22 protein-coding genes are annotated in these 25,562 nt (G+C 60.9%); 13 read left to right on the top strand and 9 right to left on the bottom strand.

Annotation, left to right across the window (positions count from 1 at the left end):
- The first annotated feature begins 14 nt into the window (after nt 1–14).
- Complete coding sequence (thrC, locus tag EKA13_RS13780) at nt 15–1,424, top strand: threonine synthase (RefSeq protein WP_065759957.1); 1,410 nt, start codon at nt 15–17, stop codon at nt 1,422–1,424.
- Between the two features lie 183 nt (nt 1,425–1,607).
- Entirely contained in the window at nt 1,608–2,069 is a 462-nt protein-coding gene (locus EKA13_RS13775) for a response regulator (RefSeq protein ID WP_065759956.1), read from the top strand.
- Here the strand turns inward: EKA13_RS13775 and EKA13_RS13770 are convergent.
- Together EKA13_RS13770 and EKA13_RS13765 are read right to left on the bottom strand one after the other, a co-directional pair.
- Nucleotides 2,033–2,911, bottom strand: a complete 879-nt coding sequence (locus EKA13_RS13770) for a TIGR02285 family protein (RefSeq protein ID WP_065759955.1) — start codon at nt 2,909–2,911, stop codon at nt 2,033–2,035. The two genes, EKA13_RS13775 and EKA13_RS13770, sit on opposite strands and share 37 nt — an antisense overlap.
- Nucleotides 2,912–2,931: 20 nt before the next feature.
- Nucleotides 2,932–4,131, bottom strand: coding sequence for a CaiB/BaiF CoA transferase family protein (locus EKA13_RS13765; RefSeq protein ID WP_065759954.1), 1,200 nt, complete (start codon nt 4,129–4,131; stop codon nt 2,932–2,934).
- A 143-nt stretch (nt 4,132–4,274) separates the two neighbouring features.
- On the opposite strand from EKA13_RS13765, the gene EKA13_RS13760 reads away from it, so the two are divergent.
- The 3 genes from EKA13_RS13760 (at nt 4,275) to EKA13_RS13750 (ending at nt 7,805) form a co-directional block, all read left to right on the top strand.
- Nucleotides 4,275–4,817, top strand: coding sequence for a YaeQ family protein (locus EKA13_RS13760; protein ID WP_065759953.1), 543 nt, complete (start codon nt 4,275–4,277; stop codon nt 4,815–4,817).
- A 46-nt stretch (nt 4,818–4,863) separates the two neighbouring features.
- Nucleotides 4,864–6,573, top strand: a complete 1,710-nt coding sequence (gene recJ, locus EKA13_RS13755) for a single-stranded-DNA-specific exonuclease RecJ (RefSeq protein ID WP_065759952.1) — start codon at nt 4,864–4,866, stop codon at nt 6,571–6,573.
- A 125-nt stretch (nt 6,574–6,698) separates the two neighbouring features.
- Complete coding sequence (locus EKA13_RS13750) at nt 6,699–7,805, top strand: NADH:flavin oxidoreductase/NADH oxidase (protein ID WP_065759951.1); 1,107 nt, start codon at nt 6,699–6,701, stop codon at nt 7,803–7,805.
- A gap of 83 nt (nt 7,806–7,888) precedes the next feature.
- On the opposite strand, the gene EKA13_RS13745 is transcribed toward EKA13_RS13750, so the two are convergent.
- From EKA13_RS13745 to EKA13_RS13715, 7 genes are all read right to left on the bottom strand, one after another.
- Entirely contained in the window at nt 7,889–9,313 is a 1,425-nt protein-coding gene (locus EKA13_RS13745; RefSeq protein WP_065759950.1) for a gamma-aminobutyraldehyde dehydrogenase, read from the bottom strand.
- Between the two features lie 18 nt (nt 9,314–9,331).
- Nucleotides 9,332–10,138 (bottom strand): ABC transporter permease, encoded by an 807-nt coding sequence (locus EKA13_RS13740; protein WP_065759949.1) that lies wholly within the window; start codon nt 10,136–10,138, stop codon nt 9,332–9,334.
- The gene (locus tag EKA13_RS13735) at nt 10,128–11,078 is read right to left on the bottom strand and encodes an ABC transporter permease (protein ID WP_065759948.1); all 951 of its coding nucleotides are present in this window, start codon (nt 11,076–11,078) and stop codon (nt 10,128–10,130) included. Before EKA13_RS13735 ends, EKA13_RS13740 begins: the two co-directional genes overlap by 11 nt.
- 1 nt (nt 11,079) lies before the next feature.
- The gene (locus EKA13_RS13730) at nt 11,080–12,120 is read right to left on the bottom strand and encodes an ABC transporter ATP-binding protein (protein WP_065759947.1); all 1,041 of its coding nucleotides are present in this window, start codon (nt 12,118–12,120) and stop codon (nt 11,080–11,082) included.
- A gap of 142 nt (nt 12,121–12,262) precedes the next feature.
- A complete protein-coding gene (gene ydcS, locus EKA13_RS13725) occupies nt 12,263–13,414 on the bottom strand; it encodes a putative ABC transporter substrate-binding protein YdcS (RefSeq protein WP_065759946.1) in 1,152 nt (383 codons plus the stop codon).
- An 89-nt stretch (nt 13,415–13,503) separates the two neighbouring features.
- On the bottom strand, nt 13,504–14,961 hold the full coding sequence (locus EKA13_RS13720) for a gamma-aminobutyraldehyde dehydrogenase (protein ID WP_065759945.1): 1,458 nt from the start codon (nt 14,959–14,961) through the stop codon (nt 13,504–13,506).
- A gap of 133 nt (nt 14,962–15,094) precedes the next feature.
- Nucleotides 15,095–16,006 (bottom strand): LysR family transcriptional regulator, encoded by a 912-nt coding sequence (locus EKA13_RS13715; RefSeq protein ID WP_065759944.1) that lies wholly within the window; start codon nt 16,004–16,006, stop codon nt 15,095–15,097.
- Between the two features lie 168 nt (nt 16,007–16,174).
- On the opposite strand from EKA13_RS13715, the gene EKA13_RS13710 reads away from it, so the two are divergent.
- The 8 genes from EKA13_RS13710 (at nt 16,175) to EKA13_RS13675 (ending at nt 25,467) form a co-directional block, all read left to right on the top strand.
- Nucleotides 16,175–16,858, top strand: a complete 684-nt coding sequence (locus EKA13_RS13710; protein ID WP_065759943.1) for a tellurite resistance TerB family protein — start codon at nt 16,175–16,177, stop codon at nt 16,856–16,858.
- A gap of 137 nt (nt 16,859–16,995) precedes the next feature.
- Complete coding sequence (locus EKA13_RS13705; RefSeq protein ID WP_065759942.1) at nt 16,996–18,618, top strand: methyl-accepting chemotaxis protein; 1,623 nt, start codon at nt 16,996–16,998, stop codon at nt 18,616–18,618.
- 7 nt (nt 18,619–18,625) lie between these two features.
- Complete coding sequence (locus EKA13_RS13700; protein WP_065759941.1) at nt 18,626–19,156, top strand: chemotaxis protein CheW; 531 nt, start codon at nt 18,626–18,628, stop codon at nt 19,154–19,156.
- Nucleotides 19,153–20,421 carry a CheR family methyltransferase gene (locus EKA13_RS13695; protein ID WP_065759940.1) on the top strand — a complete coding sequence of 423 codons (1,269 nt, stop codon included), beginning with the start codon at nt 19,153–19,155 and terminating at the stop codon, nt 20,419–20,421. The genes EKA13_RS13700 and EKA13_RS13695 overlap by 4 nt, the downstream gene beginning before the upstream one ends.
- The gene (locus EKA13_RS13690; protein ID WP_065759939.1) at nt 20,418–21,086 is read left to right on the top strand and encodes a chemotaxis protein CheW; all 669 of its coding nucleotides are present in this window, start codon (nt 20,418–20,420) and stop codon (nt 21,084–21,086) included. Before EKA13_RS13695 ends, EKA13_RS13690 begins: the two co-directional genes overlap by 4 nt.
- A complete protein-coding gene (locus EKA13_RS13685; RefSeq protein ID WP_065759938.1) occupies nt 21,083–23,404 on the top strand; it encodes a hybrid sensor histidine kinase/response regulator in 2,322 nt (773 codons plus the stop codon). Before EKA13_RS13690 ends, EKA13_RS13685 begins: the two co-directional genes overlap by 4 nt.
- Nucleotides 23,401–24,411: a chemotaxis response regulator protein-glutamate methylesterase gene (cheB, locus tag EKA13_RS13680; RefSeq protein WP_065759937.1), complete on the top strand. Its 1,011-nt coding sequence runs from the start codon at nt 23,401–23,403 to the stop codon at nt 24,409–24,411. The genes EKA13_RS13685 and cheB overlap by 4 nt, the downstream gene beginning before the upstream one ends.
- Before the next feature lie 51 nt (nt 24,412–24,462).
- Nucleotides 24,463–25,467 carry a response regulator gene (locus EKA13_RS13675; protein WP_065759936.1) on the top strand — a complete coding sequence of 335 codons (1,005 nt, stop codon included), beginning with the start codon at nt 24,463–24,465 and terminating at the stop codon, nt 25,465–25,467.
- The last annotated feature ends 95 nt before the right edge of the window (nt 25,468–25,562 follow it).

Below are 25,562 nucleotides of genomic sequence, written 5' to 3'. Positions count from 1 at the left end.
TAGAGGAATAGGTCATGCGTTACATCAGTACCCGCGGCCAGGCACCGGCCCTGAATTTTGAAGACGTGTTGCTGGCAGGTCTCGCCAGCGATGGCGGCCTGTACGTGCCTGAGAACCTGCCACGCTTCACCCAGGAAGAGATCGCTTCCTGGGCTGGTCTGCCGTACCACGAACTGGCATTCCGAGTGATGCGCCCGTTCGTCACCGGCAGCATTGCCGATGCCGATTTCAAGAAGATTCTCGAAGAAACCTACGGTGAGTTCGCCCACGCAGCCGTTGCTCCACTGCGTCAGCTGAACAGCAACGAGTGGGTGCTTGAACTGTTCCACGGCCCGACCCTGGCATTCAAGGATTTCGCCCTGCAACTGCTGGGTCGCCTGCTTGACCATGTTCTGGTCAAGCGCGGCGAGCGCGTGGTGATTATTGGCGCTACCAGCGGCGACACCGGCTCGGCTGCTATCGAAGGTTGCCGCCGTTGCGACAACGTCGATATCTTCATCCTGCACCCGCACCAGCGTGTTTCCGAGGTTCAGCGCCGCCAGATGACAACCATCTTCGGTGAGAACATCCACAACATCGCCATCGAAGGTAACTTCGATGACTGCCAGGAAATGGTCAAGGCCAGCTTCGCTGACCAGGGCTTCCTCAAGGGCACGCGCCTGGTGGCCGTGAACTCGATCAACTGGGCGCGGATCATGGCCCAGATCGTCTACTACTTCCACGCTGCCCTGCAGTTGGGTGGCCCGGCGCGTTCGGTTGCCTTCTCGGTGCCAACCGGTAACTTCGGTGACATCTTCGCCGGCTACCTGGCACGTAACATGGGCCTGCCGATCAGCCAACTGATCGTCGCGACCAACCGCAACGACATCCTGCACCGCTTCATGAGCGGTAATCAGTACGTCAAGGAAACCCTGCACGCGACCCTGTCGCCGTCGATGGACATCATGGTCTCGTCGAACTTCGAGCGTCTGCTGTTCGACCTGCATGGGCGTAACGGTGCGGCCATCGCTGAGTTGATGGACAACTTCAAGCAGGGCGGCGGTTTCAGCGTCGAGCAGGATCGCTGGACCGAAGCGCGCAAGCTGTTCGACTCGTTGGCGGTCGACGACGCGCAAACCTGCGAGACCATCGCTGATGTCTTTGCCCAGACCGGCGAAGTGCTCGACCCGCACACCGCCATCGGCGTCAAAGCCGCTCGTGAGTGCCGTCGTAGCCTGGACACTCCGATGGTGGTGCTGGGCACAGCGCACCCGGTCAAGTTCCCGGAAGCGGTCGAGAAGGCGGGTGTTGGCAAGGCACTTGAGCTGCCGGCTCACCTGGCCGATCTGTTCAGCCGTGAAGAGAAATGCACGGTGTTGGCGAATGACCTGAAGGCTGTACAAGCTTTCGTCAGCCAGCATGGCAATCGCGGCAAGCCGCTGTAATCGGCTGATCCGAGAAGAGAAAAACCCGTCATTTGACGGGTTTTTTTTCGCTCGCGTTTATGGTGAGTTGATTGTGGACTTATCCCGGCAGCGTTTCGGAATTGTCCTATGGGATGTCTGTGAGGGGTTTTCTAGAGTGTACCCGCGTGTTCGACCGATCACGCCTGCTACAGGAAAACCGCCATGCAAACCCTTAATGTACTGGTGCTTCAAGAGCAGCCCTTTCAGCTGATGGCATTGCATCAAATGCTCAACGCCAATGGGGTGTTCAACGTGCTCACTGCTGATACCCTGGCATCAGCCATGGACGTACTGACGCGTTGCAAGCAGGTCGACCTGTTGATCTGCGATGACGCCATGTCTGAGCAGGCGAGTGAGGCATTGCTGGCGTACCTGCTCGATCACTCAGGCGTCAGGGCGCTGCTCGTTGTCGGTGAGGTAGATCCCACGTCACCCAACAGCCTCTGCGCCAGGGCGCGCGCGCAAGGGGTATGGGTGTTGGGTGGCCTGCCATGGCCTGTTACGGTGCCGGCGCTGGACCAGCAGTTGCGTCGCTACCGTGAAGGGTATTCATGTGCCGGCGCACGGCCCCAGTCGCTCATGTCGACTCAAGGCGTCTGCGCCGCAGCGTCTGCTGCCCGCTGATCGAAAAAGTGCCGGGCGTCATTCAGGTAGCTGTCGCGCAGCTCCGGATCCAGCCAGCGGGCATAGGCTGTTGGCATCAGGTCCTGACGCAGTGACTGCAGCAACTGATCAATGTGCTTGATGGCTTCGTTACCTTGCGGGGTATCTGAACAGCCGACGTGGGTGAACTGATAGCGTGGGAGGCTTTTGAGCGGGTATACCGTCAGGTGGTCCGCGTTCAGTTGCTGCTGTTTGCTCAGGTAGCGGATTTCCGGCAGATAGCCCAGTAACAGGTGCAGGCGCCCTAGATGTTGCATCTGCAGCAGGTTGGTCACGGCATCGTTGCCATAGTGTCGACTCAGGGTCTCCTGAGGCGCGGCTTTCAACATGTCATCGATGACCGGGCCGTAGCTGCGTTCGGCGACGATTCCGAGTTTGAGCAAGCGACTGGCAAGCAGCGCTTCCAGGTCGACCTTGCCATCCTTGAGAAACGGCGTGATCAGCGAGGCGTCCTGTTTGCGCACGACCAAGCCGTTACTCAATGCGCCGAGGTTCGGGATTGAATACGTCACATAGCGGTCGCGTTCAGGTGTCCAGATCAACGTCGGGTCGCAGGTGAAGGTCGGCGATTGCAGCATTTGCAGGGCACGTGCGCGGTTCACCCTGACGATACTGTGATCGTACTCGGGCATATTGGCGATCAGCTCTTTGAGTAACAGGTCGACCACACCCTGGCCTTTCTGTGGGCCTTCAAAGATTGTCAGTGGCGGAAGGTCGCGCAGCAGCCAAGTCAGCGTTTCCTTGGCCGAGGCGGAAGTCGGCAGGGCAATGCCGAGCAGTATGCCCAGCACAGCGCCGAGCATGCTCCGTTTGCGCGCCCTGTTCAGACCGCGCCCTGCTCGCGCAGGCGGGCGACTGCCTTTGGGTCATAGCCCAGGTCCTTCAGCAGGGCATCGGTATGGGCGCCCAGCTCGGGCCCCACCCAATCGCTTGAGCCGGGCGTTTCGGACAGTTTGGGCACGATGCCAGGCATCTTGAAGGGCTTGCCATCGGGCAGCCTGGCCTGGAGGAACATCTCGCGAGCGAGGAATTGAGGGTCGCTGAACATGTCTTCGGCAGAGTAGATGCGGCTGGCAGGCACTTGTGCGTCGTTCAGCGTCTGCATCAGGGCGTCCAGTGGCAGGCTCTGGGCCCAGCGGTCGATCACCCCATAGAGTTCGTCACGGCGCAGGTCGCGGCCATCGTTGCTGGCCAGTGCCGGATCGTCGGCCAGGTCGTCGCGCCCAATCGCGTGCATGAAGCGCTTGAAGATCGCATCGCCATTGGCGCCGATCTGCACGTGCTTGCCGTCGGCACTGGTATGGATCGATGACGGTGTGATGCCGGGCATGATGTTGCCGGTGCGTTCACGAATGAAACCGAACACGTCGAACTCCGGGACCATGCTTTCCATCATGGCAAAGATGGCTTCATACAGAGCAACGTCGACCACTTGGCCCTGGCCGCCATTGACTTCGCGATGACGCAGGGCCATCAGTGCGCCAATCACACCCCACAAGGCGGCGATGGAGTCGCCGATGGAGATGCCGGTGCGTACAGGCGGGCGGTCCTCGAAACCGGTGATGTAGCGCAGCCCGCCCATGGACTCGCCGACGGCACCGAAGCCGGGTTGGTCTTTCATCGGGCCGGTCTGACCGAAGCCGGAAAGCCGCACCATGACCAGTTTCGGGTTTAGTGCATGCAGGGTGTCCCAGCCCAGCCCGAGCTTTTCCAATACGCCGGGGCGGAAGTTCTCGATCAGGATGTCTGCGTCGCTGAGCAACTGCTTGAGGATGCCCAGGCCTTCGGGGTGTTTCAGGTTCAGTGTCAGCGACTTCTTGTTGCGTGCCTGCACGAACCACCACAGCGAAGTTCCTTCATACAGCTTGCGCCATTTGCGTAACGGGTCGCCGCCATCCGGGGACTCGACCTTGATCACCTCGGCGCCGAACTCGGCGCAGATACGCGAGGCAAAGGGGCCGGCGATCAGGGTGCCAAGTTCGATGACTTTCAAGCCGGCGAGTGGTTTGCTGGGCGTAGACATTAGGCATCCGTTGCAACTGGGCAGAGCACTGTTTTTATCACAGCTGTGCGACGACAGATACTGCTCTGGCGCAGGTTTGTAAGGGACTGGGTGTCGAGATCGGTTAGACTGGGCGACTTTCTTTTTTCGCAAGAAGCCCGTTCATGGCCCAGCCGTCCACTACCTACAAGTTTGAACTGAATCTTACTGACCTCGATCGCGGTGTGTATGAAAGCGTCAAGCAGACCATCGCCCGCCATCCTTCGGAAACCGAAGAGCGCATGGCCGTACGCCTGCTGGCTTATGCCTTCTGGTACAACGAGCAGTTGGCGTTCGGCCGAGGCTTGTCGGACGTCGACGAGCCGGCACTCTGGGAAAAGAGCCTGGATGATCGCGTCCTGCACTGGATTGAAGTTGGTCAGCCAGATGCCGATCGCCTGACCTGGTGCTCGCGACGCACAGAGCGCACCAGCCTGTTGGCCTATGGCAGCTTGCGTGTCTGGCAAACCAAGGTCGTCGATGCGGTCAAGGGGCTGAAGAACGTCAACATCGCAGCGGTGCCCCAGGACGTGCTGGAGACGCTGGCCACGGACATGCCTCGTGCAATCAAGTGGGACGTGATGATCAGTGAAGGGACCATTTTCGTCACCGATGATCGCGGTCAGCATGAAGTTCAGTTGGAGTGGCTGCTCGGCGAGCGCGTCTGAGCCCACCCTTCGTTTTCCCGAATGCCAGAGAAGCCCTTTTAGCCCCATGCGTATCGAACCGCGGCCCTTGCCGACCACGTTGCCTTTCCTTGGCGATCTGCCACCCCTGTTGACCCGTTTGTACGCTGCGCGTGGCGTGCAGTCCGAGGCCGAGCTGGATAAAAGCCTGGCGCGCCTGTTGCCGTACCAGCAGATGAAGGGTATTGATGCGGCGGTCGACCTGCTGGTCGAAGCCCTGGAGCAGCGCCAGCGTATTCTGATTGTCGGTGACTTCGATGCCGACGGCGCGACCGCCAGCACGGTGGGCATGCTCGGTTTGCGTTTGCTGGGGGCGGCCCACGTCGATTACCTGGTGCCCAACCGTTTCGAGTTCGGTTACGGCCTGACCCCGGAAATCGTTGCAGTAGCCCTGGAGCGTCAGCCTCAGTTGCTGATTACCGTGGACAACGGCATCTCCAGTGTCGAGGGCGTGGCGGCAGCCAAGGCCGCCGGGCTCAAGGTATTGGTGACCGATCACCATTTGCCCGGCAACGAACTGCCGGCAGCGGATGCCATCGTCAACCCGAACCAGCCGGGCTGCACCTTCCCGAGCAAGGCATTGGCCGGGGTAGGGGTGATCTTCTATGTGCTGATGGCGCTGCGGGCGCGGCTGCGCAGCCTCGGGCATTACGCCAACCGGCCGCAGCCGAACATCGGCGAACTGCTTGATCTGGTGGCCCTGGGCAGCGTCGCTGACGTTGTGCCGCTGGATGCGAACAACCGCATTCTGGTGCATCAGGGCCTGGAGCGCATCCGCGCCGGGCGGGCCCGGCCTGGGCTCAAGGCCATTCTGGAAGTGGCCCGACGTGACCATCGGCGTATTACCTCGACTGACCTTGGGTTCATTCTCGGCCCACGGCTCAATGCGGCCGGGCGTCTGGATGACATGAGCCTGGGCATTGAATGCCTGCTCAGCGAGGATGCGGGCCAGGCGCAGGAAATGGCGGCCCAGCTTGACGAGTTGAACCAGGACCGCAAATCCATCGAGCAGGGCATGCAGCGTGAGGCGCTGGCCCAGCTCAAGGACTTGCCACTGGAGTCGATGCCGTTCGGCCTATGCCTGTTCGAGCCCGACTGGCACCAAGGCGTCATCGGTATTCTCGCCTCGCGACTGAAGGAGCGTTACCACCGCCCGACCATCGCCTTTGCCGATGCCGGGGAGGGGATGCTCAAGGGCTCGGCCCGCTCGGTGCCGGGGTTCCATATCCGCGATGCACTGGACGCGGTAGCTGCTCGCCATCCTCAGTTGATCAGCAAGTTCGGTGGCCACGCGATGGCGGCCGGTCTGTCATTACCGGCAGAACACTTTCCGGCGTTCGCTCAGGCCTTTGATGAGGAAGTGCGTCGGCAATTGCGTGAAGAAGACCTGACCGGTCGGTTGTTGTCCGACGGCAGCCTTTCGGCTGAGGAGTTTCACCTGGAACTGGCGCGGGCGTTGCGTCATGCCGGTCCATGGGGGCAACACTTCCCTGAACCGCTGTTTCACGGGGTGTTTCAACTGGTCGAGCAGCGGGTGGTGGGTGAGCGCCACCTGAAAGTGGTGCTCAAGAGTGAGTGTGGCTCGGTCAAGCTCGACGGTATTGCCTTTGGCATTGATCGGGATATCTGGCCCAACCCTACCGTGCGTTGGGTGGAACTGGCCTACAAACTCGACCTCAACGAGTTCCGAGGGCAGGAAACCGTGCAATTGATGATCGTCCATATGGAGCCGCGCTGATTGCAGGGAGCAAAGTGGTCTAGGCTCTAAAAAGGGTTGATCGGGTCGAAGAGCCTGCGGGGAAGATTCTGTGGTCGGCCGATCAATGCCTCTGGAGCCTTACCACTTAATTTGAGAGGTGCCCCATGAGCTTGCTGCTTGAGCCCTACACCCTGCGCCAACTGACCCTGCCCAACCGAATCGCCGTATCACCCATGTGCCAGTATTCGGCCGCGGATGGGCTGGCCAATGACTGGCATCTTGTACATCTGGGGAGCCGCGCGGTCGGTGGTGCCGGGTTGGTCTTTACTGAAGCGACTGCGATCACCGCCGAAGGCCGGATCACCGCTCAGGACCTTGGCCTGTGGAACGATGCACAAATCGCCCCATTGCAACGTATTACCCGGTTCATAACTGCCCAAGGCGCGGTACCCGGCATTCAGTTGGCGCATGCCGGGCGTAAGGCCAGCACCCATCGGCCCTGGCTTGGCAAGCGTGGCAGCGTCAAACCCGAAGACGGTGGCTGGGTACCGGTGGGGCCGTCGAAAATTGCCTTCGACCCTGAGCACACCGCCCCCAGTGAATTGAGCGTGGCGCAGATTCACGAGGTGATTCAGGCCTTCGTCAGTGCGGCCAAGCGTGCATTGACGGCCGGCTTCAAAGTGGTCGAGGTGCATGCCGCCCATGGTTATCTACTGCACCAGTTCCTGTCGCCCTTGAGTAATCAGCGCCGTGATGAGTACGGCAGCAGCTTTGAAAACCGAATTCGTTTGACGCTGCAGGTCACCGAAGCTGTCCGTGAGGTCTGGCCCCGTGATCTGCCCGTATTCGTACGGGTGTCGGCCACTGATTGGGTCGAGGATGGCTGGAACCCGGATGAAACCGTCGAATTGGCCAGACGCCTGAAAGCACTGGGGGTCGATTTGATCGATGTGTCCTCCGGCGGGACCTCCGTACATGCCGAAATCCCGATCGGGCCAGGCTACCAGACCCGATTTGCCGAGCGGGTACGCAAGGAGTCGGAAATCGCTACCGGCACAGTGGGCATGATCACCGAGCCGGCCCAGGCCGAACATATCCTGCGCACTGGTCAGGCCGACATTATCCTGCTGGCCCGAGAGCTGCTGCGCGATCCTTATTGGCCGCTGCATGCCGATGATGACCTGGGCGGCAACAAGGCGGTCTGGCCTGCTCAATACCAGCGAGCCACCAGCCGCGAGCAGCCGATTCACGAGTCGGATTTGCGTGATTGAAGGCGAGCCTTCATCGTCGACGCTCTGGAAAGCATCGCAGGCAAGCCCGCTGCTGCCATTTGGGCTTGCCTGCGCTTGGGCGGTCAGTGCTTGAACATTACATGGCGGATGCAGGTGTAGTCCTCTAGCCCGTACATCGACATGTCCTTGCCGTACCCGGACAGCTTTTGCCCGCCGTGCGGCATTTCACTGACTAGCATGAAGTGGGTGTTCACCCAAGTGCAGCCGTACTGAAGGCGTGCCGAGATACGGTGTGCACGGCCCACGTCGGCGGTCCAGATTGAGGAGGCCAAGCCGTAGTCGGAGTCGTTGGCCCAGGCCACTACTTGTGTTTCATCCTCGAAACGGGTCACGGAAACCACTGGGCCAAACACTTCACGGCGGACGATTTCATCGTCCTGCTGGGCGTCGGCCAGTACGGTTGGCTCGAAGAAGAAACCATGGCCCGGCACTGATTTGCCGCCCGTGATCAGACGGATATGTGGCTGGGCAATCGCGCGCTCGACGAAGCCGGCAACGCGCTCACGGTGCTGGGCGGTGATCAATGGGCCGAGTTCGGTACTGGGGTCGCCTTGCTTGCCGTACTTGATGGTGGACACCGCCTTGCCGAGTTTCTCGACAAAACGTTCATAGATACCGCTCTGGGCGTAGATGCGGCAGGCGGCAGTGCAGTCCTGGCCTGCGTTGTAGAAGCCGAACGTGCGGATGCCTTCGACGGCGGCATCGATGTCAGCGTCGTCAAAGATGATGACCGGTGCCTTGCCGCCCAGCTCCATGTGCATGCGTTTCACGCTGTCGGACGTGCTGGAAATGATGTTGGCGCCGGTGGCGATGGAGCCGGTCAGCGAGACCATGCGCACTTTCGGGTGAGTCACCAGCGGCGTGCCGACACTCGGGCCACAACCAAACAGGATGTTGAGGACCCCCGCCGGAAAGATCGGTGCGGCCAGTTCGGCCAGGCGCAGGGCCGTCAGAGGGGTCTGTTCCGAGGGCTTGAGCACCACGGTATTGCCGGCGGCCAGCGCGGGGGCGATCTTCCAGGCGACCATCATCAGTGGGTAGTTCCACGGAGCGATGGAGGCAACAACACCGATCGGGTCGCGACGGATCATCGACGTATGCCCCGGCAAATACTCGCCCGCCGCCGAGCCGCTCAGGCAACGGCTGGCACCGGCGAAGAAGCGGAATACATCAGCAATGGCCGGGATCTCGTCATTCAGGGCCGCGTGGTACGGTTTGCCGCAGTTGTCCGACTCCAGTTTTGCCAGCTCGCCACCATGCGCTTCGATGGCATCGGCCAGTTGCAGCAATAGGTGTGAGCGGTCTTTCGGCGTCGTCTGCGACCAGCTTTCAAAGGCCAGGTCTGCCGCGCGGACGGCGCTGTCGACTTGCGCTTCGCTGGCTTCATTGATTTCTACCAGCACGCTGCCCTGTGCCGGGTTGATCACTGGGTAGGCGCTACCTTCGCCGGCAACCAGTTGGCCGTTGATCAGCAGTTTGGTTTGCATGTTCGAGTCCTCCAGGAGTTATTTGCCGCTGCCGGCAACGCTTTCGCCGCCGCGGGTCAGGTAGTAGGCGCCAAGGATCGGCAGCATGGTCACCATCATCACCAGCATTGCAACGACGTTGGTGACAGGTACATCGCGTGGCCGGCTGAGCTGATTGAGCAGCCAGATCGGCAGGGTGCGCTCATGGCCGGCGGTAAAGGTGGTGACGATGATTTCATCGAACGACAGGGCAAAGGCCAGCATCCCGCCCGCCAACAGGGCTGAACCCAGGTTGGGCAGAACGATGAAGCGGAAGGTCTGCCAGCCATCGGCACCCAGGTCCATGGACGCCTCGATCAGGCTTTGCGAGGTTCGGCGCAGGCGAGCGATGACGTTGTTGTAGACGATCACCACGCAGAAGGTGGCGTGGCCAACCACGATGGTGAAAATACCCGGTTCGATGCCCAGGCGCTTGAACGCGGAGAGCAGGGCGATACCGGTGATGATGCCAGGCAGGGCAATCGGTAGGATCAGCATCAGCGAGATGCTTTCCTTGCCAAAGAAACTGCGCCGGTACAGGGCCGCCGAGGCCAGGGTTCCCAGTACCAGGGCAATCAGGGTGGCCATGCAGGCGACTTGCAACGAGAGCTTGATCGACTCCAGCACGTCAGGGCGCGAGAACGCCACGCTGATCCACTTCAGGGTGAAGCCCTGAGGCGGAAAACTGAAGGCGGCGTCTTCAGTGTTGAAGGCGTAGAGGAAGATGATCAGGATCGGGAAGTGCAGGAACACTAGCCCGCCCCAGGCAGCCAGGCGCAGGCCCAGGGACGCTTTTTCAGAGTGCATCGAAGGCCCCCAGTCGTTTGACGATGGACAAGTAGATGGCAATCAGCACGATCGGCACCAGGGTAAAGGCTGCGGCCATCGGCATGTTGCCGATAGCGCCTTGCTGGGCATACACCATGCTGCCGATGAAGTAGCCGGGCGGGCCGACCAGCTGCGGCACGATGAAATCGCCCAGGGTCAGCGAGAAGGTGAAGATCGAACCGGCGGCAATGCCCGGTATCGATAGCGGCAGGATGACCTGCATGAAGGTTTGCCGGGGTTTGGCGCCCAAGTCCGCCGAGGCTTGCAGCAATGAGGGCGGCAGGCGTTCCAGCGATGCCTGGATCGGCAGGATCATGAACGGCAGCCAGATGTAGACGAACACCAGAAAACGGCCCAGGTGCGAGGTCGACAGGGTGCTGCCGCCAACGCCGGGAATACCGAGGATGACATGCAGTACTGGCTCCAGATTCAGTTGCTGAATGAACCACTGGGCAACCCCGCCCTTGGCCAGCAGCAGGGTCCAGGCATAGGCCTTGACGATGTAGCTGGCCCACATAGGCATCATCACGGCAATGTAGAAAAAGGCCTTGGTCTTGCCACTGGTATAGCGCGCCATATAGTAGGCAATCGGGAATGCCACCACTGCACTGGCCAGGGAGACCGCGACGGCCATACCCAGGGTGCGCAGGATGATGTCGAAGTTTGACGGGTTGAACAGGGCGGTGAAGTTCGCCAGGGTCAGCTCTGGGGTGACCGCCATGGTGAAGTCGTCGAAGGTGTAGAACCCTTGCCAGAGCAACGTCAGCAGTGAACCCAGGTAAATCGCCCCGAACCAGATCAGTGGCGGCACCAGCAGCAAGGCCAGGTACAGGTTCGGCCGTCGGTAGAGCAGGTTGGAGAAGCGTCGCAGCGCAGACTCGTGCTGTGCGGGTGCCTGTTTATCCAGGGTCAGGCTCATCTTACTGCCCCTCGTGCAACGCGGTTTCCTGCAGGGCAGTCATGGCCTCGCGGGCCCAACGCGCTGTCAGGCGTTGGCCAGGCTGAAATACCGGCGACTGGGGTTGCCACTGGTTATTGGCCTGGCTCACTGCCAGGGTCTGGCCGCTGTCCAGCGTCAGTTCGTAGCGTGTGGCGCTGCCCTGATACTGAATGTCATGGAGCAGCCCGCTGACCTGTACCTCATGGCTGGCCAAGGGGCCTTCGCCGAAGCGGATATGTTCCGGGCGAATGGAGAACGGCAGGTTGCTGCCATTGAGCTGTTGGGCCAGCTCGCCGCGGACCACGTTGGAGGTGCCGACGAACTCGGCGACGAACGTGGTGGCCGGCTGCATGTAAAGATTGCGTGGGGTATCGACCTGTTCGATGCGCCCTCGGTTGAATACGGCTACGCGATCAGACATCGACAGCGCTTCGGTCTGATCGTGGGTGACGAAGATGAAGGTAATGCCCAACTGACGCTGGAGCTTCTTCAGCTCACTCTGCATCTGCTCGCGCAGCTTCAGGTCGAGGGCGCCCAAGGGTTCGTCTAGCAACAGTACGCGCGGCCGGTTGACCAGGGCGCGGGCCAGGGCCACGCGCTGGCGTTGACCGCCGGACAGTTGTGCCGGCTTGCGCGCGCCGTAGCCCCCCAGCGCGACCATGGCCAAGGCTTCTTCTGCGCTGGCGTGGCGTTCGTTTTTTGAGACGCCTTTGACCTTCAGGCCGTAGGCGACGTTATCGAGAACGTTCATGTGCGGGAACAGGGCATAGTCCTGAAACACCGTGTTGACGTCACGCTGATAGGGCGGCAGGCCGGCAGCCTCCACGCCGTGTATGCGAATCGAGCCGGCACTGGGTTGTTCGAAACCGGCGATCAGTCGCAAGCAGGTCGTCTTGCCTGAGCCGGACGGGCCCAGCATGGAGAAGAACTCGCCGTCCTGAATATCAATGGAAACCCGGTCTACGGCCTTCACTTCGCCGAACAGGCGGGAAACGTGGGTGAACTGGACTGCAAGCGTCATGGTGCGGTGCTCCGGATAGGCGTAAGGGCGCGCAGCGCGCCCAACGCCTGGACTGCTGAAATCGATGTAAGGTGTCTCTCAAGGCATTGACCTTGCCGGTGCAGGGTTGTCACTGCTTCGGCAAGGTCGGCACCTGAAGCTGTCAGCGACCGCCCATGATCGCGATGTAGTCTTGAGTCCAGCGGCTGTAAGGCACGAACTTGCCACCTTCGGCCTGTGGGGTCTTCCAGAAGGCGATCTTGTCGAACTGGTCGAAGCCGTTGGTTGCACAGCCTTCTGCGCCCAGCAGTTCACTGGCCTTGCAGGCCGCAGGGACGGCGGGCAGCGAGCCGAACCAGGCCGCTACATCGCCCTGGACCTTCGGTTGCAATGACCAGTCCATCCACTTGTACGCGCAGTTGGGGTGCTTGGCTTCGGCATGCAGCATGGTGGTGTCCGCCCAGCCAGTGGCGCCTTCCTTGGGAATGGTCGAGGACACAGGCTGTTGCTCGGCTTTCAGGCCGTTGACCATGTAGCCCCATGAGCTGGAGGCAACCACGCCTTCGTTTTTCACGTCGCTCATCTGGACGGTTGCGTCATGCCAATAGCGGTGAATCAGCGGTTGCTGCTGACGCAGCAGGTCAAGCACGGCCTTGTACTGGGTTTCGGTGAGTTCATAGGGGTTCTGAATGCCCAGTTCCGGTTTGGCCGATTTCAGGTAGAGCGCCGCGTCGGCAATGTAGATAGGGCCGTCGTAGGCCTGGACCCGGCCCTTGTTGGGTTTGCCGTCTGGCAGGTTCTGCGGTTCGAACACCACGCTCCAGCTGGTCGGGGCCTGCTTGAACACATTGGTGTTGTACATCAGCACGTTCGGGCCCCATTGGTACGGGGTACCATAGACTTGCTTGTTGACCACATACCATGCGCCATCTTTCAGGCGCGGATCGAGGTTCTTCCAGTTGGGGATCAGTGCGGTATTGATCGGCTGTACGCGTTTGCCAACGATCAGGCGCAGGGAGGCATCGCCCGAGGCGGTGACCAGATCGTAACCGCCTTTGGCCATCAGGCTGACCATCTCGTCGGAGGTCGCGGCGGTTTTCACGCTGACCTTGCACCCGGTCTCTTTCTCGAAACCGGTTACCCAGTCGTAGTTCTTGTCACTTTCGCCGCGTTCGATGTAGCCGGGCCAGGCGACGATATCCAGTTGGCCTTCGCCCGCGCCAACAGCCTTGAGTGGTTCGGCCGCTTGCAGACTGGCACTGGCCAGCAGCGCGGTAGCCAGGGAGCTGAGCACAGCAGTCTTGTTCACGAACATGGTTATCCCTCTTCTTTAAATTATGGTCGGGGCAGTAGTGAAGGCGTTATCTGATCTACTTCTTATTAGCGTAGTGCGGTTCTGCGGGTCTAACCCCATGGTTCGCCCTGGCGGGCCATGATGTGCCGGACCACGCTGTAGTCCTGCAGTGAGTCGCTGGACAAGTCCTTGCCATACCCGGAGCGCTTGAGCCCGCCGTGAGGCATTTCGCTGACCAGCATGAAATGGCTGTTGATCCAGGTGCAGCCATACTGCAGTCGAGCCGCGACCTGCAGGGCTTTATCCAGGTTCTGCGTCCATACCGATGAGGCCAGGCCGTATTCGGAGTCGTTGGCCCAGTCCACGGCCTGGGACAGTTCGTCGAAGCGGGTGACGGTTACCACCGGGCCGAATACCTCACGCTGGACAATTTCGTCGGTCTGTTTGCAGCCAGCCAGCAGGGTCGGCTGGTAAAAGAAACCTGGCCCGGAATGCACCGCAGCCCCAGTGATGCGTTCAATGTGGGGCTGGCTCAGGGCGCGCTCGACGAAGCTTGCGACCCGGTCCCGCTGGCGGATACTGATCAGTGGGCCGATCTCGTTGTCGGCATCGCGCTTGCCGGCAAAGCGTACGCTGGAAACGGCGCTGCCGAGCTCGCTGACCAGCCGATCATGGATGCCGGCTTGGGCATAGATGCGACAGGCCGCGGTGCAGTCCTGGCCGGCGTTGTAGTAACCGTAGGTGCGTACAGCCTCGACGACGGCCTTGAGGTCGGCATCGTTGCAGACGATCACCGGTGCCTTGCCGCCCAGTTCCAGGTGTGTGCGCTTCAGGGTTTTGGCCGCGCTCTGGAGGATTTTCTGGCCGGTGACGATATCGCCGGTCAACGACACCATGCGTACCGCCGGGTGGCTGACCAAGTGGCTGCCAACCCCCTCGCCACCGCCACAGACAATATTCAGTACCCCGCGTGGCAGGCGTTCGGCCAGCGCCGGGGCCAGTGCCAGGATCGACAGTGGTGTGTGCTCGGAAGGTTTGAACACCACGGTGTTGCCGGCGGCCAGCGCAGGCGCGATCTTCCAGGCGGCCATCATGATCGGGTAGTTCCATGGCGCAATCGAGGCGACCACACCGAGTGGATCACGGCGCACCATGCTGGTGTAGCCGGGCAGGTACTCACCGGCCAGTTGACCGGTCTGGCAGCGCACGGCCCCGGCGAAGAACCGGAACACGTCGATGGCGGCTGTCAGGTCGTCCTGGCGTGCCAAATGCAGGGGTTTTCCGCAGTTCATGGCGTCAAGGCGTGCCAGCAGGTCTGCCTGCGCTTCGATGGCATCGGCAATCGAGAGCAGGGCGCTGGAGCGTTGCTGTGGTGTTGTGCGGGCCCAGCCAGCAAATGCCCGTTGAGCCGCCTGAATGGCCTGTTCGACCTGCTCGGTGCTGGCGTCGGCAACCTGGGTCAGCACCTCGCCGGTCGCAGGATTGAGGATCGCTTCGGCCCGACCGTGACCGGCCACCTGTTCGCCGTCAATCAGCAGATGGGTCAGCAGTGGGGGCGTGCCAGCCATAGTGCGAGTTCTCTCTTGTTCTGTCGGTGCCAAGTGCTTCGTCGGGAAGCCTGGGGCCTTGCGTGCTCGTCACAGAGAGACTAGTGGCCATGAGCTAGGTCTACAAATTCTAAATACTGAAGGCTGCGTTCGATTAAATAGATGGCTTGCGCCCGGAGGGTTGTTCGCGGGCCACGGTGAGAAAGGGGTCGACCAAGGCCGGCCTTGCCGTGCCTCGGCGCCAGGCCAGCCCGACGTCGAGGGTCTGGTTGAGGTCGGCCAGGGGGCGGGCCTCGATAATGTCGCCCTCCAGCGACCAGGGGCGGTAGGTCATGTCCGGTTGTATCGAAACCCCCAGGCCGGCCGCGACCAGGCTGCGCACCGCTTCGGTGGAGGCGGTGCGAAGGCTGATGTTGGCCTGCAGGCCGGCACCCGCCCAGATGCGCTGGGCATTACGCTCCATTTCATCGACGTTGAGCTGGATCAGCGGTTCGCGGGCAACGTCGGCCAGGCTGATGCTGTCGTGTTCGAGCAGGGGGTGACGCGCGGGCAGCCAGAGCCTGTGGGGTGAGTGGGTAAGGACTTCAGTCTGCAGGGCCAGGCGGTCTTCAAGGTTGGACAGGATCAGTACCCCGACATCAATTTCACCGTTGACCAACAGGTGCTCGATGTAGGGGCGTTCATCCTCGGTCACGCGGATATCGACATTCGGGTAGGCCCGCTGGAAGCGCGTCAGCAGGTCGGCCAGGTAGTAACCGGCGACCAGGCTGGTTACGCCAATGGTCAGTTGCCCGGCAACCTGATCGGTACTCTGCTGCAGGCTGCGCTTGGCATTGTCGACCGTGGCGAGGATCAGGTGGGCCTGACGCAGGAACTGATGGCCCTGATGGGTCAGGGTCATTCCCTTGGCGTGCCGGCTGAACAGGCTGACGCCGATGTCTTGCTCCAATTGCTGGATCGCCAGGGTCAGGGTTGATTGGGAAATGAACGCGGTTTGAGCGGCGGCGGAAATGGACCCGGTTTCAGCGACGGCGATGAAATGGCGGATCTGGCGCAAGGTCATCATGGCGTTGGCTTTTATGAGTTTTTATGGGATTGGTGAGTCTATATCGTTTTTATCAATAGGCGTGTTTTGCGTCGGGTGCAACATCCAGAAGCAAATACACCGGTATGCAAGAAAGCTGATCGGCTTAATCTGGACGGCAGTTTTTCGTCCCTCTCCTGGAGGTTGTGAATGGATACCCGTGGCTTGCTCGACCAACTACTCAAATCCGGCAAGGACCTGTTGCAGAATCAGGCTGGCAATGTGACTGCCGCAAAGGCTACCAAGAGCGGCGGGCTTGGCAGCTTGCTCTCGGGCGCCGGAGGCGGCGCGCTGGCTGCCGGAGCCATGGGTTTGTTGCTGGGTAACAAGAAGGCGCGCAAGTATGGTGGCAAGGCGTTGACCTATGGCGGTTTGGCCGCCCTGGGTGTGCTGGCCTACAAGGCGTATGGCAACTGGCAGGCCAGTCAGGCCTCGGCACCGAAGGGCGAGCCGCAGACCCTTGATCGCCTGCCTCCTGCGCAGGTCGAACAGCACAGCCAGGCGATCCTCAAGGCGCTGGTGGCGGCAGCCAAGGCCGATGGGCATGTCGATGAGCGCGAACGTGCACTGATCGAGGGTGAGTTCGTCAAACTGACGCCGGATCAGGCATTACGCCACTGGTTGCATGCCGAGCTGAACAAACCCCTGGATCCGGCGGATGTTGCCCGTGCAGCCAGTACGCCGGAAATGGCCGCTGAAATGTACATTGCCAGTGTCATGCTGGTAGATGAAGAGCATTTCATGGAGCGCGCCTACCTTGATGAGCTGGCCAGGCAACTGGGGCTCGACCCGGCATTGAAGCAGGCGCTGGAGGCACAGGTTCGCGAGGCCTGAGGTCAAAAAGTATGGGCTGATTGCCATTATTTATGGCTTTCGGCCAGTTCCATGCGCTATGTCAGCCGCAAAAGCGACGAGTGGCGGGCTATAATCCGCCCATTTTTCCGCTCGCGTAGAACACTTGAGGGCTGACTGTGAATAACTGGACACTGCGCCAACGGATCCTGGCGAGCTTCGCCGTGATCATCGCCATCATGTCGTTGATGGTGGTTGCTGCCTACTCACGCCTGGTGACGATCGAGTCCGGTGAGGAGGATGTGCGTGCCAACAGCATCCCGGGTGTCTACTACAGTTCGATGATTCGTGGCGCCTGGGTCGATAGCTATGTGACCACCCAACAGTTGGTTGGGTTGAGTGACAACCGTGAAATCACCAGTGCTGACATGGCGCTCTACAAAAGCTTCGACGAGCGCGTGAAGCAACACATGGCCAGCTACCAGGCAACCATCGAGGACGCAGAAGAAAAAACCAACTTCGAGGAGTTCGCGCGTCTTGAACAAGCGTACTTGGCTACCCTCGACAAAGTGCTTGAGGCCTATCGCAGCAAAAACTACCCAGAGGCACGGCGTCTGTTGGAGCAGGAGCTGACGCCTGCCTGGATAAATGGCCGTAAAAACCTGACTGCAGTGATCGAGCGTAGCCGTCATCTGGCCGAAGATGCGACCTCGTCGATCGTCAGCGCCGTGTCTACCGCCAAGGTCAGCATGATCATTTCGTTGTTGATGGCGATTGTGGCTGCCACTGTCTGCGGTCTGGTGCTGATGCGTGCGATCAGTACGCCGATGCAACTGATTGTTCGCGCTTTGGATGGGCTGCGCAGTGGTGACCTCAGTGTGCGCCTGGACCTCCACCGCAAGGATGAGTTCGGTGCGGTGGAAACCGGTTTCAACGACATGATGGTCGAGTTGACCAATCTGGTATCCCAGGCCCAGCGTTCTTCGGTGCAGGTGACCACCTCGGTCACTGAAATTGCCGCCACCTCCAAGCAGCAGCAGGCAACCGCTACGGAAACCGCAGCGACCACCACTGAAATTGGTGCTACCTCACGGGAAATTGCCGCCACCTCGCGCGACCTGGTGCGCACCATGACCGAGGTGACCAGCGCCGCCGATCAGGCCTCCATCCTGGCTGGTTCCGGGCAGCAGGGCCTGGCACGCATGGAAGAGACCATGCTTCAGGTCATGGGGGCTGCGGACCTGGTGAACAACAAGTTGTCGATCCTCAATGAGAAGGCCGGCAATATCAATCAGGTGGTCGTGACCATCGTCAAGGTGGCCGACCAGACCAACCTGCTGTCGCTCAATGCGGCGATTGAGGCCGAGAAGGCGGGCGAGTATGGTCGCGGCTTCTCGGTGGTGGCTACGGAAGTGCGCCGTCTGGCCGATCAGACCGCCGTGGCGACTTACGATATCGAGCAGATGGTGCGGGAGATTCAGTCGGCGGTTTCGGCAGGGGTCATGGGCATGGACAAGTTCTCCGAGGAAGTCCGCCGCGGCATGTTTGAGGTGCAGCAGGTCGGCGAGCAGCTCTCTCAGATCATTCAGCAGGTTCAAGCCCTTGCACCGCGTGTATTGATGGTCAATGAAGGCATGCAGGCCCAGGCCACAGGCGCCGAGCAGATCAATCATGCATTGGTTCAGTTGGGTGATGCCAGCAGCCAGACAGTGGAGTCGCTGCGTCAGGCCAGTTTTGCCATCGACGAGCTTAGCCAGGTCGCGAGCGGCCTGCGTGGCGGCGTTTCACGGTTCAAAGTCTGACACGCCGATGAACGACCTCCCGGCACACGGCAGCGCGGATGCGGCCAACAAGGGCAGACTCTTCCTGTTGTTTCGCATTGGTGATCAGCGTTTTGCCCTCGACACCCATGAAGTGGTTGAGGTTTTGCCACGTTTGCCACTCAAGCCTATTGCCCAGGCGCCACATTGGGTGGCCGGGGTGCTGGCCCACCGGGGCGCTCTGGTGCCGGTGATTGATGTTGGCGCGTTGAGCTTTGGCCAACCGGCACCTGTGCGTACCAGCACCCGACTGGTACTGGTGCATTACCGTGTCGATCCCGAACGGCCAGATTTGTTGCTGGGGCTGATTCTGGAGCAGGCCAGCAACACCTTGCGCTGTGATCCTGATGAGTTTCGCCCCTACGGCCTGGATAACAGCCAGGCGCCTTACCTGGGGCCGGTGCGCGAAGATGCGCAAGGCCTGCTGCAGTGGATTGGGGTTCAGGCGCTGTTGAGCGATGAGGTGCGCCAGTTGCTGTTTCCGGCCTTAGCCGAAGCGGGCCAGGAGCAGCAGGCATGAGCAGCCAGCAACGCTTCTTTCGCTTTCTTCAGGAACGTATTGGCCTGGATGTCGCCTCGGTGGGTGAAGCAATGGTCGAGCGCGCCTTGCATCAGCGCTGCGCTGCGGTTTCGGCACGTGATCTGGACGACTATTGGCTGCAAATGCAGCAGTCGAGTCAAGAGCAGCAGGCGCTGATCGAGGCGGTCATTGTCCCTGAAACCTGGTTCTTTCGTTACCCGGAGTCGTTCGCGGCGTTGGCCAGCCTGGCCCTCAAGCGACTGGCCGTGATCGCGGGTAGCAGGCCATTGCGTATTCTCAGCCTGCCGTGTTCGACCGGCGAAGAGCCCTACTCGATAGCCATGGCCTTGCTGGATGCTGGCGTCCCAGCGCAAGCGTTTCGTGTGGATGGTATCGACATCAGTGGCGGCTCTATAGCCCGTGCGAAACAGGCTGTGTATGGCCGAAACTCGTTTCGTGGCCAGCAGCAGCATTTTCGCCAGACGCATTTCAGTGAGTGTGCCGAGGGGCATCGACTGGATGAACGCGTGCGGCAACAGGTCAACTTGCAGGTTGGTAATGTACTGGACCCGATGCTGCGCACGCGTGAAGGGACGTACGATTTCGTCTTCTGTCGCAATTTGCTGATCTATTTTGACGTGCCCACTCAGCAACGGGTCTTTGAAGTGCTGAAGAGCCTGACCCACGAAGAAGGGGTCTTGTTCATTGGCCCGGCCGAGGGCAGCCTGCTGGCGCGCCTGGGTATGCGTCCCTTGGGTATTCCCCAATCATTTGCCTATGTCCGTCAGGCGCCGGTGGAACTGCCGGCGGAGCTGCCGGTCAGCAAGCCTGTGCCGGTATTGAAACCGGCACCAGTGGTTGTACCCCGCCCGGTGCTGGAACCTGCGCGACGGCCATTTACCGCGCCTCAGCTCAAGCCGCAACCACAGCCACAGGCCAGCACTGAGACCGCTGTGCAATTGCTGGCACAGATTGCCCAGTTGGCCAATAGCGGCAGCAGTGCGCAAGCACGTGCCGTGTGCGAGCGTTACTTGCGCGAGCATGAGCCTTGCGCCCAGGTGTTCTATTGGCTGGGGCTGCTTGCCGATACTGCCGGTGACAGTGCTGACGCTGTGCGGTACTACCGCAAGGCCCTGTATCTGGAGCCGCAGCACCCTGAGGCGCTGGTTCATCTGGCCGCCTTGTTGGCCTCTCAGGGTGACCTGGTCGGTGCGCGTCGATTGCAGGAGCGAGCGGGACGCTTGGAACGGGAGTCTGAACGATGAACGAGCACAAGGCATGGAGTGTGATTGCCAGCGACCAGCCGAGTATCGACGACTGCTGGAATCGCATCGGTGTTCACGGCGACAAGCAGTGCGCGTTGTTGGTCGAGCATGTTCATTGTCGTAACTGCGCTGTTTATGCGGCTGCGGCAACCCTTTTGCTTGACCGTTATGCCCTGTCTCAGGATGCGCATCAGCAAGCGGAGAGTGTCCAGAACATTGGCCCTACACGGTCCTTGCTGTTGTTTCGATTAGGCGATGAGTGGCTGGCCTTGGCATCGCGCTGCCTGGTGGAAGTCGCGCCGCTGCAATCGGTGCACTCCTTGCCGCATCAGCGTTCCCGGGTACTGCAGGGGGTTGCCAATGTGCGGGGGGCGCTGGTGCCATGCCTGTCGTTGGGGTACCTGCTTGGGCTTGAGGAGGGCGCGTCAACCTCGACGGTGTCGCGTGTGGTACCACGGATGTTGATTCTGGCCGCCGAAGGTGGCTCTGTCGTGGCGCCAGTTGACGAAGTAGAGGGCATTCATGCCCTTGAGCTGTTCCGGCTGACTCAGGACAGCCCGCCCGAAGAGCGCTTTACCGAGGCTGTTTTGCAATGGCGTGGGCGCACGGTGCGGGTGCTGGATGAAAAACAATTGCTGTCTGCCGTGAGCCGGAGCCTGTCATGACCCCAGAGCAAATGCGTGATGCGTCGTTGCTCGAACTGTTCAGCCTTGAGGCCGAAGCGCAGACCCAGGTGCTGAGCGCCGGGTTGTTGGCCTTGGAGCGCAATCCGCGGCAGGCGGATCAACTGGAAGCCTGTATGCGTGCGGCGCACTCGCTCAAGGGCGCAGCGCGCATTGTCGGGGTTGACGCCGGGGTCAGCGTTGCCCACGTCATGGAAGATTGCCTGGTTGGTGCGCAGGAGGGGCGGTTGTTTCTGCGCCCGGAACATATCGACGCCCTGCTGCAGGGCACGGACCTGTTGATGCGCATCGCCACCCCTGGCGATGTTTCGATTGATGCGGCGGTCCAGGCGTTTCTGGTGCAGATGGCGGTGCTGCTGGATCCGGCGGCGACTGCTGCGGTCGTTCCCGAACCGCCCATCCCCAGCGCCCCAGTTGTCAGTCCGCCGGCACTCCTGTCCAGCGCGCCCGAGCACCTGTCGATGCCCGAGCCTGCGCCATTGGCGCCGCCAGACGAGCCCGTTGTTGCCGTGCCGGTAAGCGGGCGCCGTGGCAAGCGCAGCAGTGAGGGCTCGGAGCGCGTGTTGCGGGTGACCGCCGAGCGTTTGAACAGCCTGCTGGACCTCTCGAGCAAGTCGTTGGTCGAGACGCAGCGGCTCAAGCCTTACCTGGCCACCTTGCAGCGGCTCAAGCGCATGCAGAACCAGAGTATTCGAGCCCTTGATGGCCTGAAGCATCAATTGGAAGCAAGCGGTCAGAGCGCTGAAGTGCAGGAAGCGCTGGCGTTGGCACAGCGCCTGTTGGGTGAAACGCAACAGATCCTTCTGCAACAGGCCGCGGACCTTGACGAGTTTGGCTGGCAGGCCAGCCAGCGCGCGCAACTGCTTTACGATACCGCGCTGGCCTGCCGGATGCGTCCCTTCGCCGATGTACTGACGGGACAGAGCCGCATGGTGCGCGACCTCGGTCGCTCGCTGAACAAGCAGGTGCGGCTGGAAATCGAAGGCGAAAAAACGCAGGTCGACCGCGATGTGCTTGAGCGGCTCGAAGCGCCTTTGACGCACCTGTTGCGCAACGCCGTTGATCACGGCATCGAAACGCCTGAGCAGCGCTTATTGGCGGGTAAGCCTCTGGAGGGTCGAATTCGTCTTCGCGCCTCGCATCAGGCGGGATTGTTGGTGTTGGAACTGCGCGATGACGGTGCCGGGGTTGATCTGGAGCACTTACGTCACGCCATTGTCGAGCGCCAGTTGTCCCCTGCGGAAACCGTGGCGCAGATGAGTGAGTCCGAACTGCTCACCTTCCTGTTCCTGCCCGGTTTCAGTTTGCGCGATACCGTGACTGAAGTCTCCGGCCGTGGTGTTGGGCTTGACGCTGTGCAGCACATGGTCCGCCAACTGCGTGGGTCAATCGAGTTGACCCAGGTCAGCGGTCAGGGCAGCTGTTTCCACCTTGAAGTTCCACTGACCTTGTCAGTGGTGCGCAGCCTGGTCGTTGAGGTGGGGGGAGAGGCCTATGCCTTCCCGCTGGCCCATATTGAACGCACGCTGGAGTTGCCGGCTGAGGCGGTCGTGCAGATCGACGGGCGTCAGCACTTCTGGCATGAAGGCCGGCATATCGGTCTGGTCGCGGCTAGCCAGCTATTGAACAGGCCGGCTAGCGCCTCTGATGGGCAAGGCATCAAGGTGGTGGTGATCCGTGAGCGCGAGACACTCTATGGGGTTGCGGTCGAGCGCCTGATCGGTGAGCGGGTACTGGTGGTGATGCCGCTCGACGCCCGTTTGGGCAAGGTCCAGGATATTTCTGCCGGTGCGTTGCTGGATGACGGTTCGGTGGTCCTGATCATTGATGTGGAGGACTTGCTGCGCTCGGTTGAAAAGCTGCTCAGTACCGGTAGCCTGGAGCGCATTGAGCGTGGTCGGGGCGTTGCCAGCAACAGCGTACGCAAGCGCATTCTGGTGGTCGATGACTCGCTGACCGTGCGTGAGCTGCAGCGCAAGCTGCTGAGCAATTGCGGTTATGACGTCGCGGTAGCGGTCGATGGCATGGATGGCTGGAATGCCCTGCGCAGCGAGGACTTTGATTTGCTCATTACCGATATCGACATGCCGCGCATGGACGGTATCGAACTGGTTACCCTGCTGCGTCGTGACAATCGATTGCAGTCGCTGCCGGTGATGGTGGTCTCCTATAAAGACCGTGAAGAGGATCGCCGACGTGGACTTGATGCCGGTGCCGACTACTATTTGGCAAAGGCCAGTTTTCACGATGATGCCTTGATCGATGCCGTGGCGGAACTGATCGGGGGAGCACAGGGATGAGAGTCGCCATCGTCAACGATATGCCCTTGGCGGTTGAGGCCTTGCGCCGAGCCTTGGCGTTTGAGCCCGCGCACCAGGTGGTCTGGGTCGCGAGCAACGGTGCCGAGGCGGTGCAGCGTTGCACCGAGTTGCTCCCGGACCTGATCCTGATGGACCTGATCATGCCGGTGATGGATGGTGTTGAGGCTACCCGGCGGATCATGGCCGAAACACCCTGCGCAATTGTCATCGTCACGGTCGACCGTAAACAGAATGTGCACCGGGTCTTTGAGGCCATGGGGCATGGCGCCCTGGATGTGGTCGATACGCCCGCCTTGGGCGGCGGTGACCCCAGAGAGGCAGCGGCCCCGCTGTTGCGCAAGATCCTCAACATCAGCTGGCTGATCGGCCAGCGCAATGCCGCGCTGCAGCCGTTGAACACACACTTGCGGGATGCGGCGCAGCGTCAGAGGCTGGTTGCCATTGGCTCTTCGGCGGGTGGTCCGGCCGCACTCGAAGTGTTACTCAAGGGCCTGCCGCGCAACTTTTCCGCCGCGATCGTTCTGGTTCAGCACGTCGATCAGGTGTTTGCCGCCGGCATGGCCGACTGGCTGGCGAGTGCTTCTGGCTTGAACGTACGCCTGGCACTTGAGGGCGAGCCGCCGCAGCCCGGCCAGGTGTTGCTGGCGGGAACCAATCACCACATTCGGTTATTGAACAATGGCACCCTTGGTTATACCGCTGAACCGGTGAATGAAATCTATCGTCCCTCGATCGATGTGTTTTTCGAGAGCGTGGCACGGTTCTGGCGTGGTGATGCGGTCGGTGTGTTGCTTACCGGTATGGGCCGTGATGGTGCCCAGGGGTTGAAGTTGATGCGCCAGCAGGGGTTTCTGACGATCGCCCAGGATCAGCAAAGTAGCGCCGTTTACGGTATGCCCAAGGCTGCTGCGGCCATTGATGCAGCGGTGGAGGTTCGTTCGCTGGAACGCATTGCCCCCCGACTGCTGGAAATTTTTTCAAAATGACAATATCTATTGAAGCGGGCCGTTTGGCCGGCAGAGGCCAGGTGACAGCGCATGAATGATTTACCGATCAGTGGCTTTCCGAGCACCAATGAGAATTCAGCGATGGTTCTGCTGGTAGATGATCAGGCCATGATCGGTGAAGCGGTGCGACGCGGCCTGGCCCAGGAAGAGAACATCGATTTTCATTTCTGTGCCGACCCTCATCAGGCGGTGGCCCAGGCGATCCGTATCAAGCCGACCGTGATCCTCCAGGATTTGATCATGCCCGGTCTTGATGGCCTGACGCTGGTACGCGAATACCGCAGCAATCCGGCCACCCAGGACATTCCGATCATCGTCCTTTCCACCAAGGAAGACCCTCTGGTCAAGAGCGCCGCGTTTGCTGCCGGTGCCAACGATTACCTGGTCAAGTTGCCGGACAACATCGAGTTGGTGGCGCGAATTCGTTACCACTCGCGCTCGTACCTGACCCTGCTGCAGCGTGACGAGGCCTACCGGGCCTTGCGGGTCAGCCAGCAACAGTTGCTCGACACCAACCTGGTGCTGCAGCGGTTGATGCACTCCGATGGCTTGACCGGGTTGTCCAATCGCCGCCACTTCGACGAGTACCTTGAGCTCGAATGGCGCCGTTCAATCCGCGAGCAGACACAATTGTCGCTGTTGATGATTGATGTCGACTACTTCAAGGCGTTCAACGATACCTTTGGTCACTTGGCCGGCGATGAGGCCTTGCGCAAGGTCGCCGAGGCCATTCGCAGTTCCTGCAGCCGGCCCAGCGACTTGCCAGCGCGCTATGGCGGTGAGGAGTTCGCGCTGGTGCTGCCCAACACCTCTCCGGGCGGCGCCCGCCTGGTAGCCGAGAAACTGCGCCAGACCGTGGAAGCGCTGCAGATTGCGCACACCCTGCCAGAGGCCGGCTCAAGCCTGACGGTCAGTATTGGCCTGGCGACGCACATCCCAGCGGTTGGTAGCCATTGCCGGCAGCTGATTTCGGCGGCGGACAAAGGCTTGTACCTGGCCAAGAATGGCGGGCGCAACCAGGTCGGGGTGGCCTGAGGCGAGTTTTCTTGCGGCAGGCCGTCGGGCGGGCTGCCGCAGGCATTTGAGTGCGTTATACTCTCCGGCTTTTGACAGATTACGCACGAGAGCTG

Source organism: Pseudomonas defluvii (genome assembly GCF_001695625.1).
GTDB classification, from domain to species: Bacteria; Pseudomonadota; Gammaproteobacteria; order Pseudomonadales; family Pseudomonadaceae; genus Aquipseudomonas; species Aquipseudomonas defluvii.
The sequence above is the reverse complement of the archived record's forward strand: the minus strand, read 5'-3'. Positions and strand labels throughout refer to the sequence as shown.